Raw genomic sequence first — 14149 nt, forward strand, 5'->3', positions numbered from 1 at the left:
TCTACACACTTTGAGTAATTTTTATGAGGGTTTGGGTGGAGTTTAGGTGATGGCTTGGCTTTGGATTGTGGTTTGGCGCGTGGATTCTTGGCGCTTGATTTAAGTTTTGATTCAGAAAACTTTGGCTATATTTGCATTTTTTATTATATTCTTTATTTAGTGACTATCCTTAAAAAGGAATATTAAAATCTCAAAATATCAAATCGCGCGTTTGGTATCTGCATTTTGCGCTTTGCAGAATCTAGAATCTAGAATCCAAATGCTGATAATGTAGATTCTGCGTTTCTATACCTTAATAAAAGGGATTTATTTTGCGAAATTTTGTTTTGCCAAATTTTATGAGCTTTGTAAGTTTTACAGGCTTTATAAAAACCACGCCAAAGCCACTTTTTAGCGCGCTTTTTATCGCATGCTTTAGCGCGGATTTTTCACACGCAGCGCCACTGCCAGACGCGCCAAGCCAAGCCACCGCGCAAACCGCGCAAACCCAAACCATGCTAACGCAAACCACGCTAACAATAGACGAAGCCATCGCGCGCAGTATGGAGCACTATCCACTGCATAAAAACAAAGCTCTGCTAGAAAAAGCGCTTAGCCTAAATCTCACCAAGCTAAACCTCGCCTACGCGCCACATCTACGCCTAAGCGGCAAAGCGACTTATCAAAGCGATGTCACCCGCTTCCCCGGGCAAATCGCACAGCTCGCCGAGGCAAATGGCTTCAAAGGCTTGCCGCGCGACCAATACCAAATAATGCTAGAAATCTCCCAGCCACTCATAGATTCTGGCATCACGCGGGCAAACAAAAAAATGATGCGTGCGAGCCACCACAGCGCGCAAGCAAGCCTTGAGACTGATCTCTATCGCGTGCGAGAATCTGTGATAAATGCGTATTTCAACGCGCTTTTGTCCCAAGAGCAGATAAAGCAGGTAGATAACCACCTAAGCGAGCTTAGCAAAAACCGCCAAAGTGCGTTTGTGCGCTACCAAAACGGCGTGCTTTTGCAAAGCGATGTCGATAAAATCGATATGGAGATACTAAAAGCTAGGCGCGATAAGGAATATTTGCAAGCGCAAAATCTCATCGCGCTTCACACGCTAAGCGCGCTTAGCGGGCTAGATAAAGCGCGCGATGCAGAATCTAAAAATATGGATTCTAGCGCTGGCGATGCGGATTCCAAACAAAATATAGATTCTAGTCAAAATGCAGAATCTAGCAATTTTGAAAATCCACAAGCAAACGCGCTTTTGCTCCAGACGCCCCAAATCCCGCGCGATGTGCCAAAATATCTGCTAGAAATCGCCAATATCCCAAACGCCAAAAATCCGCTAGATTCTAGCGATGCCAAAAAGCTAAGCGCGCAAATTGATGAAAATCTAGAGCGCTTTGACTTTGCTTTGCGTCCAGAAGTGCAGTATTTCGCGCATAAAAATAGCGAGATAAAAGCCCAAAAGTCGCTAGAGCTTACCAAAAGCCTGCCATATATCGATCTTTTCGCGCAAGGCGGCTATGCCAACCCCAGCCTAAACATCCTAGAAAACAAATTTAAGCCCTACTATATCGCTGGGGCGCGCATCAGCTGGGATTTTAGCAACCTCTACTCAAAGCGCCAGCAAAATGAGCTATACAAAACCCAAGCCCTCCAGCTACAAAGCCAAAAAGATGAGTTTCTGCTAAATGCGCGTATCAAACTCTCCAGCGAAATAAAAAGCGCCAGTGCCCTGCACGCGCAAATGCAAGAAAGCCAAAAAATCATAGATTTGCAAGAAAAGATTCTAGCAAGCTCCAAATCGCGCTTTCAAAACGGCACTTTGAGTGCTAATGACTTGCTGACTGATATCAACAAACTAAACGCATTGCAGCTTGAATACAACTATCAGCGCATCGAGCTTATCATGCAAATCTATAAAATCAAGCAATCGCTAAATCTTTATGCGCCAAGTCTTGATACTTTAGGCTCAAGCGCGACTAGCACTGCAGAATCTAACTAAAAGGAGTAATAATGAAAATATTTAAAATAGCTAGTTTTACGCTTTTTGCGGTATTTTTGGCGGCGTTTTTTGTCGCCTGTGGCGATAGCAGGAAGGCTGATGCGATGGGGATATTCCAAAGCGATGAAGTTTTGATAGCTTCTGAAGTAGGCGGGAAAATTTTAGAAATCGCAGTCAAAGAAGGCGATGAAGTGGCAAAAGGCGCGATTTTAGCGCGTATTGATACCACACAGCTAGAGATTCAAGCTTCACTTTTGCAAGCACAAATCGCCACGCTAGAATCTAGAAAAATCGATATAGACACGCAGCTTGCACCATTGCAAGATCAGCTAAAAACCGCAATGCGTGAAAAAGAGCGCACCAAATCGCTTGTGCGCGAAAATGCCAGCACCAAAAAAGCGCTCGATGATGTGAGCGCGCAGGTTTCATTGCTGCAAAAACAGCTAGATTCTAGCCTGCAGTCCATGCAACAAGCAAATAAGCAAATCGAGCGCGAAATAGCACAAATCAACCTGCAAGCCCAAATTTTGCAAGATACGATTAACAAAGCGCGGGTGAGTGCGCCACAAAATGGCGTGGTGCTGGAAAAATACGCTTTTGGCGGGGAAATCGCCACTCCAAACAAGCCACTTTTCAAAATCGCAGATCTTGGCACGCTAAGGCTCAAGGCGTATTTTATCGATACAGACATCACGCGCATAAAGCTTGGCGATAAAGTCGAGGTGATAAGCGATTATGGCGAAGAAAGTCGCGCGTATGAGGGCGTGGTGAGCTGGATCGCTTCAAACGCGGAATTTACGCCCAAAACGATAATGACAAAAGATGAGCGCAAAAATCTCGTCTATGCGGTCAAAATCGATATGGTGAATGATGGCTTTTTGAAAATCGGCAGCTATGGCGAAGTGCGCTTACTCAATAAAAATGCAGAATCTAAGGGCGTAGATTCTAAAAATCCTTAAAAGCTACAAGATATTAACAATGAAAAACCCCATTATCACACTAGAAAATATCTCTAAAAGCTATGGCAAAACGCGCGCTTTGGATTGCATAAACCTAGAGATTGACGCAAATCAAATCTTTGGCATTATCGGACCTGATGGCGCAGGGAAAAGCACGCTTTTTAGGATTATTGCCACGCTTTTGCTGCCTGATAGTGGGAGTTGTCGCGCGCTAGGATTTGACTGCGTGAGGGAATACGCGCATTTACGCAAAATCATAGGCTATATGCCCGGAAACTTTAGCCTTTATGCGGATTTGAGCGTGGAAGAGAATCTAGAGTTTTTTGCCTGCGTGTTTCACACAACCATCAAGCAAAATTACCATCTCATAAAAGATATTTATCACATGTTAGAGCCTTTTAAATCGCGCAAAGCAGGCGCGCTCTCTGGTGGTATGAAGCAAAAGCTAGCCCTTTGCTGTGCGCTTATTCATAATCCGCAAATTTTACTTTTAGATGAGCCAACCACTGGCGTAGATGCAGTGAGCAGGCAGGAGTTTTGGGAGATTTTACGCGCGCTAAAATCCCAAATGACGATAATTGTCTCTACGCCTTATATGGATGAGGCAAGCCTGTGTGATACAATCGCTTTGATAAATAGCGGGAAAATTTTGCATATCGGCGCGCCGAGCGAGATTTGCGCGCATTATGGGCTTGATTTGTATGAGTTTTATAATATCCCAATCCACGCGCTTGATACCTTGCGCGCGCAAAGCGCGGTAAAATCCTGCTTCCTTTTTGGCACATGCTATCACATTGCGTTTGAAAAGGACTTTGAAATTACGCATTTTGTGGAATCGTTGCAGAATCTTAAAAGTGCAGATTTTGCAAATCTACGATACCAAAAAATCCCCGCTAGCATAGAAGATAGCTTTATGGAGTTTGTGCGATGAGTATAGATTCTCAAATTTTTACAGAATCCACAAAGTCCCCAATCATCAGCGTGCAAAATCTCTCCAAAGTCTTTGGCGACTTTAGGGCGGTGGATAATATCAGCTTTGAAGTGAGTGAAGGCGAAATATTTGGCTTTTTGGGTGCAAATGGCGCGGGGAAAACTACAGCAATGAAGATTCTCTGCGCGCTTAGCATGCCAAGTAGCGGAAGCGTGCGCGTGGCGGGCTTTGATATTTACACACAAAGCGAGCAGATAAAGCGCCACATTGGCTATATGAGCCAAAAATTCGCGCTGTATAATGATTTGAAAGTGTGGGAAAATCTCTATCTCTTTGGGCGCATTTATGGTATGAAAAAGCAAGAGATTATGCCAAAGATTGACGCACTTTTAAGCGAGCTTGACTTTTTGGATAAGAAAAATGTACTTGTGGGCGAGCTTCCGCTAGGCTGGAAGCAAAAGCTCTCTTTTTGCGTGGCAAATTTTCATTCGCCAAAAGTGGTGTTTTTGGATGAGCCCACAGGTGGCGTTGATCCTATCACGCGGCGGCAGTTTTGGGAGCTTATCCACAAAGCCGCGGCGCGTGGGACTTGCATCTTTGTCACCACGCATTATATGGACGAGGCGGAATACTGCCATCGCGCAAGCATCATGGTGGATGGCAAAATCGAAGCACTTGGCACGCCAAAGGAGCTAAAAAGTGCGTTTGGTGTGGATTCTATGGGCGAGGTGTTTTATATCCTTGCTAGGCGCGCACAAAGGGGCGGAGAATGAGAGGCTTTAGAGAATCTGCTTTTGAAAAATCCTTTGGCGCAGAATCCGCTTTTGCAGAATCCACTTTTAGAGAGCCTATTTTTGCAAAATTTCGGCGCGCGAAAATCCACACCACATTCAAAGCAAGATTCTCACAAAATGGCAATTTGCGAAGTTTTTGGGCGTTTGTCAAAAAGGAATTTTTGCATATTTTCCGCGATGTGCGCACGATGATGATTTTGCTTTTAATGCCAATTATGCAGATTCTGCTTTTTGGCTTTGCGCTTAGTGTAGATGTCAATCGTATCAATTTTAGCGCGAGTGCGAGCGATGATCCTACTGCGCGCAAAATCATCGCGCATTTTTCGCAAAATCCTTACTTTCACTTCCATTCTTTTGTGCAAAAAGGCGCAGAATCTGAACGCATTTTTGATACCAACAAAGTGGATATATTGCTAAATTTTGATGAAAATTTTTCCCAAAACTTAGCGCGCGGGCAGGCAAAAGCGCAGTTTATCATCGATGCAAGCGATCCAAACTACGCAAGCACGATAAATCTCTACGCACAAAATCTTTTTACCCAAAGTCTTTTGCAAAGTCGTTCAATAGAATCTAAACTTCTTCTTTCCGCGCAGGCAGTGGCAGATTCTAGCGCAAACACTAGCGCCACACAAGCACAAAATGCAAGAATAACGCCCCTTACCACCATGCTTTTCAACCCTCAAGGCAAAAGCGCGTATTCTTTCGTGCCCGGGCTTATGGGTATGATTTTGATGCTAATTTGTGCGATGATGACTTCGATTTCTATCGTGCGTGAAAAGGAGCAAGGCTCGATGGAGATTTTGCTTATCACGCCACTACCACCGCTTTTTATCATCACCGCAAAGATTGTGCCTTATTTTGTGCTAAGTTGTGTGATTCTAGGCATAAGCGCGCTTTTATTAGACATTGCGATGGTGGGAAGTATGGTTTTGCTTCTGCTTTTTTGCGCACTGTATATTATGCTAACACTTAGTATCGGGCTTCTTGTCTCAAACCTTGCCAAAACCCAGCTCGTGGCAATGCTGGTTAGCGGAATGGTGTTTATGATGCCTATTATGATGTTTTCAGGCATGATGTTTCCCATTGAAAGTATGCCTGCTATTTTGCAGTATTTTTCGCATATCGTGCCTACGAAGTGGTTTATCATCGGGATAAAAAAGATTATGATAGAAGGGCTTGGATTCTGCTTGGTGGTGAAAGAATTTGCGATTTTATTTGGTATGTTTGCGGTGGTGCTGATAGTGAGCCTAAAAAACTTTTAAGATAAGGCTGTAAATATGTGGTTTTTGATACAAAAGGAGTTTAAGCAGATTTTCCGCAATGCGTTTTTGCCAAAGCTCATTTTTGCCTTCCCCATAGCAGTGATTTTGATAATCCCATGGGCGGCAAATATGGAGATAAAAGGCGTAAATCTCGCCGTGCTTGATTGGGATAAAACGACAACTTCTAAAAATCTACTTGCTAGCATTGAAGGCTCTAGCTATTTTGACACGACTTTATACGCGCTTAGCTTAGAGGAGGCGCACGCATGCATCTCAAGCGGGGAATGCGATATCATACTTGAAATCCCAAATGGGCTAGAAAAAGATTTACAAAAAGAATCAAGCGCAAATGTCGGAATCTACGCCAACGCCATAAATAGCACCAAAGGCGCGCTTGGCAGTGGCTATTTGGCAAATATCATCATGAGTGCTGGGCTTGGGAAAGATTCTGCCATTTCTGCCTCCTCTAGTGCTTCTGGCGCTTCAAATGCTTTTGGCGCTTTTGGCGCGCAGATTCTCACCACCTATCGTTTCAATCCGAATCTAAACTATAAAATCTATATGATTCCAGCCCTTATGGTGATGGTTTTGACGCTTGTATGCGGGTTTTTGCCAGCATTCAACATCGTGGGTGAAAAGGAGCGCGGGAATATCGAGCAAATCAATGTCACGCCCATTTCAAAATTTAGCTTTATCCTTTCAAAGCTTATTCCTTATTGGCTGATAGGATTTTTTATTTTATGCTTGTGCTTTTTGCTGGCGTTTTTGGTATATGGGCTGACGCCACGCGGGAGCTTTGGGCTTATTTTTACTTTTGGTAGCGCGTATGTGCTGGTGGTAGCAGGGCTTGGGCTAGTGATTTCAAATTATTCAAACACCATGCAGCAAGCGATGTTTGTGTGCTGGTTTTTTATGCTTATTTTGATTTTGATGAGCGGGCTTTTCACCTCTACCAAATCCATGCCACAATGGGCGCAGATTCTAAGCGCGCTCAATCCGCTAAAATATTTTATAGAATCCTTGCGCTTGATTTTTCTAAAAGGAAGCGATTTTAACGCGCTGTGGCTAAACTTTGCGATTTTGTGCGCGTTTGCAGCGCTCTTCAACCTTTGGGCGATAATGAGCTACAAAAAGCGAAGCTAGACAATTAAATAATATCGCCCAAGCTTTGAAATTTGATACAAAAGCGCTTTTCCTCAACTCTCGCCGGATATTTTTGAAAAATTTTCAAAAAATTATTTTTCATTTACCATTCGTTTTTTTTTTTTTTGAAAACTGCCGCTTTTAGATTTTTGCAGAATCAAGGAGCGATGTTATGTTTGTTTTGGCCAGAAAGACAAGGAATTTTTTTAGATCGTTCAAAGATAGGCTGGGCGGTGTTGATCATAGACTAGATCTTATCCCTCACATCACATCAGCAATATGCGAGATACACAAAAGCCAAGTATTACAAGAACAGCGCTACTCTGACCCAAAACGACTAGAAAAGTTTGGCTACAAAGTCTATAGTCAAAATGAAGAAGATGGAATGATTGCCGAAATATTTAATCGCATAGGTTGTACCAATAAATTTTTTATAGAATTTGGCGTGCAAGATGGACTAGAGTGTAATGCGCATTTTTTACTATTTCAAGGCTGGAGCGGTGTATTTATAGAGGGAAGCAGTGAGTATTGTGAAAAAATCAAGGAAAATTTCAAAATTCCAATCGAGCGCTCCCAGCTTACACTTCTAAATAGTTTCATTACAGCAGAAAATATTAATGATCTTATAGGGCAAACAAAAGCAAAAGAGATTTGTGATATTGATTTGCTCTCCATTGATATTGATGGCAATGACTACCATGTGTTTGAGGCAATAGATGTCATCAAACCTCGTGTTGTTGTGATTGAGTTTAACGCCAAATTCCCGCCACCAGCAGAATATATCATGCCTTATAATCCATCTCATGTATGGGATGGGACAGACATGCATGGCGCATCACTAGAATCTTTAAAAAAACTTGGAATCAAAAAAGGCTATAGACTCGTAGCGACAGATTTATGTGGGGTAAATGTATTTTTTGTGCGCGATGATTTATATGGCAATAAATTTCCAGATGATTGTTCTGCAAAAAATTTATATAATTCCAATAGACTGTTGCGAAGATTGAAGGTTTGGCATGTTAGCAAATACTTCCTGCCAAATGCGGCGCAATAAAAATAAGATACAAATCGTCGTCGTAAGGAGTTTTGAGGCAAAAAGCAAACAAACTTTGCAGTTTTTTGGCAAAAACGCCAAATTTTACTGCTCCATTAGTTTTTTCGTTTGGTAACTTTAGGTTTTTATCATCGCCAAAGAAACTAACACTTGGCTCTTCACAAAACAACGAAGCATCCGCGATTGTTATTTGTCATTGCGAGGAGGCCAAAGGCTGACGAAGCAATCCATAAAAACTAGAATCCAACTTTTGCACCTTTATGATTTTTAGATTCTGGTCTTTTAGTCGCCAAATTCTTGCGTTCAATCTTTATCGCGAGTCACCTTCCTTCTCTAAAGAAACTCACTTTGTATTTTTCTAAAAGCAGGCTGGCGCTTTACCATAGAAACTTACCCTATTCATTTTGCCAAAGAATCTAACGCTTGGCTAAAGAAACTCACTTCGTTCATTTTGCGAGCCGACTTGTCGGCAAAATAATCCACCTTCTAATTGTCATTGCGAGCGCCAGCGAAGCAATCTAGAATCAAAAATCCTTATGGATTTTTGATAAATTAAAAACAAGGCGCGTAAGCGCCAAACCTAGATTCTGCCCTTAAGGGCAGAATCCAAAATTTGCAAGCAAATTTTCAATACAATAAAATATTGCGCCTTTGTTTTTGGTCGCCTCTTGTTTTAATATGGACTGCTAAAGAAGCTAACGCTTTACTGAAAGAAACTTCGCCTTCGGCTTGTTTTGCTTCGCCACGCTCGCAATGACGACTTGTGGATTCTAAATTATTGCAAAAGCTAAAAACTTCGTTCTGTCATTGCGAGACTTGCATTAGCAAGGCGAAGCAATCTATAAGACATAATGTCGCCAAAGCGCAAAAAATTAAAAGACCATTTGCATGCATTTTTATTTATCTTGCAGTGCAAAACTAAAAAGCAAGAATAGATTGCTTCGGATTTTTGCAAAATCCTCGCAATGACAGCTGGATTTTTGTCACCAGCTCCAAAAGGTCCAAAAACCCAGCGTGCAAAAATTGCAAAAAAACCGGCACAAAAATCGCTAGCCAAAAAGCCAAGATAGATTGCTAAAGAAGCTAGCACGTTGCTTCGCCACGCTCGCAATGACGACTTGTGGATTCTAAATTATTGCAAAAGCTAAAAACTTCGTTCCGTCATTGCGAGACTTGCATTAGCAAGGCGAAGCAATCTATAAGACATAATGTCGCCAAAGCGCAAAACTAAAAAGCAAGAATAGATTGTTTCGTCGCTTCGCTCCTCGCAATGACGATTTTTCCTCTGTCATTGCGAGCCAATTTATTTGGCAAAGCAATCTATAAAAATCTGCTGGATTTAACCCCCCCCCTAATAAAATAATAAAAACTCCGCGCGCCCCATGAAAACCGTGCAATTTAGGTTCTGCTTTTTTAGATTCTATTTAGTTTTTAGTCGCCAAACCTGCACTCCAAAACCCACGCCGCAAAATTTGCGATTCAATCCCAAAAAACCACAAAAATCCACATTAATCCCCAAAACCCCCAGAATCTACATCCTTGCTAGCTTTATTATTAGCGCGCGTGGCAAAATGCGCGTCAAAAGCCAATACAGCTTATAAAAAGCGCTAGGTGTATAGAGCGTCTTACCGCGGAGTGCTGCTTTTATCGCGCCTGTCGCGACTTTTTGCGGGTCAAGCTCTGGCAGTTTGCGCGCGCCCTCACGCGTCTGTCCTAGATCTGGTGTCATGCCCGTTTGCATCAGCCCCGGACATAGCGCGCACACGCCTATACCGCGCTCTTTTAGCTCCTCATTCAGCCCGAGGCTAAACGCACTCACATACGCCTTGCTAGCACTATACACGAGCAGATTGACATTTGGCGCGAAGCTCGCCACTGATGACACCTCGATGATTTTGCCACCGCGCATCATAAAAGGCAGGCAAACCCTCGTAAGCGCGCTTGAGGCGATGATATTCACGCGCACGATATCTAGCATATCCTGCAAGCTAGAATCCGCAAACCTCCCATAGCGCGCCACGCCAGCATTGCTGATAAGCAGGCTAATCTGTGCGCTTTGGCTTTTGAGCGCGCTTTCTAGCGTATCAAAGCTCGCAAGATCTGTCAAATCAAGCGCAAAGATTCTGCATTTTAGGGGATTTGTGCCGCTTGTCGCACTCATCGCGCTTTTTGTGCTGCCTTGTGTGCTTCTCGCGCTATTGCACGCACCGCTAGAATCTAGATTTGTAGAATCCTGCGCGCCTTTAGATTCTGATTCGCTTTTAGATTCTGACAGCGAACTAGAATCTAAACCGCTAGCTTTTGCCTCGCTATTAGATTCTGCTTTAGATTCTGCGCTTTGTAGATCCAAAATCTCTTTTTGCAAAGATTCTAGTTTGCCTTGATTGCGCGCGATGAGCCATATCTCATCGATCCCAGCGAGCAGCCCGCCGCCCTGCCCCGCCAGCGCACCCGCCCGCAGCGCCACCACCGCGCGCGCGAAGCACACGCCAAGCCCAGAACTCGCCCCGCTAACCACTGCTATGCTCATATTCGCTCCTTTATATCTATCATACCACATCGCCCTATTTATTTGCTTATTATACTACACCTTGTAGTTTCTAGCCTTGCAATTTTTGCGCCACTAGAATCCAAATTTACCGATAAATTTTCAGGCGACTAGCACCAGCGCGCTTTCTCATGCTCGCATTTTTGGCATATTTTGTGCTGGGTTGGCTTATGTTTTTATTTTTTTGTTATAATCCATAGTTTTTGCTCGCGGGCTAAATACAAATATCCAGCGTCATTGCGAGGAGCGGAGCGACGAAGCAATCCATAAGGACTAAAACCAAAGCAAAATGCAAAATCTGGATTGCTTCGCAACTGCGTTGCTCGCAATGACGACTTTTTGTCATTACGAAGCCTTTGGCTGAAGCAATCTATTATTTCTGGATTGCTTCGCTACGCTCGCAAAGCGTCAGCTTCTTTAGCAATGACGACAAACAAAAGCCAAATGGAGAATCTAGTGAATATACGCCTTTGTGTCGGATTTATCGCGCTGCTGATGCTCTCATCTAGCCACATCGCGCGCGCCAATGGCTTCAAAATCCAAGAGCAAAGCCTAAACGCCACGGCGCTTAGCAGTGCGTATATCGCGGGTGCGCGCGGCGCGGATGCCAGCTATTACAACCCGGCAAATATGGGCTTTACCAACGACTGGGGCGAGAACAAAAGCGAGTTTGAGCTGGCGACTTCGCTTATCAAGATTCCGGGTTTTAGCTTTGATGTGGCGACGACAAATCAAGGGCTGTATAGCAAGACGACGCTGCAATTTACCCCCACCATGAAAAATGTTATAAGTGCAGTAGATGCCATTATCCCAAGTTTAAATCTTGGTTCTTTGCAACAGCCTATTATCCTAGAGCACTCCTCGCCAGATTCTCAGCTAGTCACCGGTAGCACTGGTGATACCAACTTCGTCTTGCCAAAGTTTTTCTACAAATCGCGCACGCTTCATGGCATCACGCTAGGCGGTAGCTTCGTCGCTAGCTCTGGGCTTGCGATGCAGTGGGCTGGCAAGGGCGGCGAGTTTTTGCAGGATGTGTTTATCATGATGGTGGAGGCCAGCCCCAGTGTCAGCTACACGATAAATGACAGAATCTCTTTTGGCGTGGGATTCCGCGCGATGTATGCGATGGGAAGCTTCAACAATGTAGTATATGTCCCGCTGGATAAAGATGGCAATGGGATTTCTTTGGATGGAGAACAGATAAAAAATCTTGCGGATTTTCCAGAGTATCTATCTGTCCTCATACCAGAATCTATAAAAAATGGAATTGTCGGAGGATTACTAAGTGATAATATTGTCCAATCTATTTTGGGTGCTTTTGGATTAAATTTAAAGCAAGATGGATGCACAAGTATAGATAGTGTAGAATGTGTAAATTGGGGTGTCTTGATGGGCGAGGTTACAGGCGAGCAAACAAAACTCTATGGCACCTCCAAAGTCTATCAAAAAAGCGAGGGCAAAGACATCTCCACAGGCTACAGGCTCTCGGCTTCGCTGCGCGTGTTTGACCATGGCATGGCTAGCATCGTGTATAACTCACCGGTGAAGTTTGACATGGCGGGCAAGGTGGAGGCGCTCACCTATGTGGGCGGGGCGATGGGAAATGTGCTAACCGTCGCGGATCTCAATATCGCCGTGCAGATGCCCGAAATCCTCACGCTCGCATACGCACAAGAGGTGTTTGACAATCGTGTGCGGATAGAGGGCGTGTATGAGCGGACATTTTGGAGTCGTGGGTGGAAGTTTAATGTCACGCCGGATTTTAACAATGCGGATTATAAAGGACTAAGCGGGCTTGTATCTTTGCCGGGTGTATTTCCCCCAGAGACGCTAAAAGGCATGGTAGGCATCGCGGATTTTGGCGTGGTGAGTAATATGGGTGCGGGCTGGAGGGATACCAATACCTTCCGACTGGGGCTGACCTATAAGGGCAAAGCGGCGCGACTCATGGCGAGCGCGGCGTATGATGCAGCACCTAGCCCGCAGGATAAAGTGGGGATACCGGATTCTGATGGCTATATGGTGGGTGTGGGCGCGAAGTATAATTTCCGCGGATTTGATTTTGGTATGGCGGGGAGCTGGACTTTCAAACAATCGATGAGCTCGCTATACCACAGCGGCGGGCTTGGCGGGCTTTTCATCTACACTGCATCGCTTGGGTATAGGTGGTAAGGCGGTTTTGGCTTGGCTTCCTTGGCTTTCGCTGGTCTTTGGTGGCGCTGGGTTTGATATTGGCGGCTGCGTGGCTGTCATTACTCGAGAAACTGGCGCTTTGCGAGGAGCGAAGCAATCTATTTTTTAGGCCAACTTTTGCGCGAATTTTAAGCTTTTTGTTTCGTCATCGCGAGTAAAACACAGCGAGGCACAGAATCCGCTTTCTAGCCGTTATTGCGAGCAATACAGTTGCAAAGCAATTCATTTTCTGATTTTAGTTTTTTTGGCTTGGTGAGTTTTTGTTTTTGCGGTTTTTGTGCGATGAGTTTTATGTGGCTTTGGTTTTTGCGCTTTACGCGCTGGGTTTGATATTGGCGGCTGTGTGGCATTGTATTTCATAAATTCCTTTGTCGGCTACAAGTTTGGCGGTTTTTAAGTATTGTCATTGCGAGCAACGCAGTTGCGAAGCAATCTATTCTAGGTTTTCGGCTAGCAATTTGCGCGCTGGATTTTTGGATTTTGACTTGATGACAAAGTCCAGCCGTCATTGCGAGCGGCCTTACCCGCGAGGCAATCCAAAATATTCGCATTTTTGCAGAATAGTTTTTTAGATTCTGGTTTATAGATTGCTTCGTCGCTTCGCTCCTCGCAATGACAAAAAGTCGTCATTGCGAGCGTGGCGAAGCAACGTGCTAGCTTCTTTAGCAATCTATCTTGGCTTTTTGGCTAGCGATTTTTGTGCCGGTTTTTTACAATTTTTGCACGCTGGGTTTTTGGACCTTTTGGAGCTGGTGACAAAAATCCAGCTGTCATTGCGAGGATTTGAAAAATCCGAAGCAATCTATTCTTGCTTTTTAGTTTTATGCTGCAAGACAAGATAAGTAAAAAAGCGCGTGCAAATGGCCTTACTAATTTTTGCGCTTTGGTGATATTATGTTTTTATAGATTGCTTCGGATTTTTCAAATCCTCGCAATGACGGAACGAAGTTTTGACCTTTATAACAATTCAGAATCTGTAAGTCGTCATTGCGAGCACAGCGAAGCAATCTATAAATTGCCAAAGCCTAGATTGCTTTGTCGCTTTGCTCCTCGAAATGATGATTTTCTGTTATTATGACTTTTTGTCATTGCGAGTGGGCTTGCCCGCGAAGCAATCCAAAATATTCGCATTTTTGCAGAATAGTTTTTTAGATTCTGGTTTATAGATTGCTTCGTCGCTTTGCTCCTCGCAATGACAAAAAGTCGTCATTGCAAGCGCAAGCGAAGCAATTTTGCTTCCTGTATTTTTCAGGACTTCTTTTTGGATTGCTTCG

At 43.9% G+C, this 14149-nt stretch carries 11 protein-coding genes; 8 read left to right on the forward strand and 3 right to left on the reverse strand.

Translation table 11 applies throughout. The features are described 5' to 3' along the window. Nucleotides 1-311: 311 nt before the first annotated feature. From BKN38_RS05050 to BKN38_RS05080, 7 genes are all read left to right on the forward strand, one after another. The gene (locus BKN38_RS05050; RefSeq protein ID WP_066453946.1) at nt 312-1991 is read left to right on the forward strand and encodes a TolC family protein; all 1680 of its coding nucleotides are present in this window, start codon (nt 312-314) and stop codon (nt 1989-1991) included. Between the two features lie 11 nt (nt 1992-2002). After that, nucleotides 2003-2950, forward strand: coding sequence for an HlyD family secretion protein (locus BKN38_RS05055; protein ID WP_066453952.1), 948 nt, complete (start codon nt 2003-2005; stop codon nt 2948-2950). A gap of 19 nt (nt 2951-2969) precedes the next feature. Next, the gene (locus BKN38_RS05060; RefSeq protein ID WP_066453955.1) at nt 2970-3881 is read left to right on the forward strand and encodes an ABC transporter ATP-binding protein; all 912 of its coding nucleotides are present in this window, start codon (nt 2970-2972) and stop codon (nt 3879-3881) included. Continuing rightward, a complete protein-coding gene (locus tag BKN38_RS05065; RefSeq protein WP_066453957.1) occupies nt 3878-4654 on the forward strand; it encodes an ABC transporter ATP-binding protein in 777 nt (258 codons plus the stop codon). Before BKN38_RS05060 ends, BKN38_RS05065 begins: the two co-directional genes overlap by 4 nt. Next, nucleotides 4651-5937, forward strand: coding sequence for an ABC transporter permease (locus BKN38_RS05070; RefSeq protein WP_199769845.1), 1287 nt, complete (start codon nt 4651-4653; stop codon nt 5935-5937). Before BKN38_RS05065 ends, BKN38_RS05070 begins: the two co-directional genes overlap by 4 nt. A gap of 15 nt (nt 5938-5952) precedes the next feature. Continuing rightward, nucleotides 5953-7080 (forward strand): ABC transporter permease, encoded by a 1128-nt coding sequence (locus BKN38_RS05075; RefSeq protein ID WP_066453960.1) that lies wholly within the window; start codon nt 5953-5955, stop codon nt 7078-7080. A gap of 172 nt (nt 7081-7252) precedes the next feature. Beyond that, on the forward strand, nt 7253-8134 hold the full coding sequence (locus BKN38_RS05080) for an FkbM family methyltransferase (RefSeq protein ID WP_066453963.1): 882 nt from the start codon (nt 7253-7255) through the stop codon (nt 8132-8134). A 1531-nt stretch (nt 8135-9665) separates the two neighbouring features. Here the strand turns inward: BKN38_RS05080 and BKN38_RS05085 are convergent. Then, a complete protein-coding gene (locus tag BKN38_RS05085; RefSeq protein WP_066453966.1) occupies nt 9666-10664 on the reverse strand; it encodes an SDR family oxidoreductase in 999 nt (332 codons plus the stop codon). 462 nt (nt 10665-11126) lie between these two features. On the opposite strand from BKN38_RS05085, the gene BKN38_RS05090 reads away from it, so the two are divergent. Then, a complete protein-coding gene (locus BKN38_RS05090; protein ID WP_066453982.1) occupies nt 11127-12854 on the forward strand; it encodes an OmpP1/FadL family transporter in 1728 nt (575 codons plus the stop codon). Between the two features lie 471 nt (nt 12855-13325). On the opposite strand, the gene BKN38_RS10630 is transcribed toward BKN38_RS05090, so the two are convergent. Then, the gene (locus BKN38_RS10630) at nt 13326-13544 is read right to left on the reverse strand and encodes a hypothetical protein (RefSeq protein ID WP_143000209.1); all 219 of its coding nucleotides are present in this window, start codon (nt 13542-13544) and stop codon (nt 13326-13328) included. A gap of 403 nt (nt 13545-13947) precedes the next feature. Then, entirely contained in the window at nt 13948-14085 is a 138-nt protein-coding gene (locus BKN38_RS11460; RefSeq protein WP_218117789.1) for a hypothetical protein, read from the reverse strand. Nucleotides 14086-14149 lie beyond the last annotated feature (64 nt).

The sequence above is a fragment of the Helicobacter sp. CLO-3 genome (genome assembly GCF_001854545.1).
Lineage (GTDB): Bacteria > Campylobacterota > Campylobacteria > Campylobacterales > Helicobacteraceae > Helicobacter_B.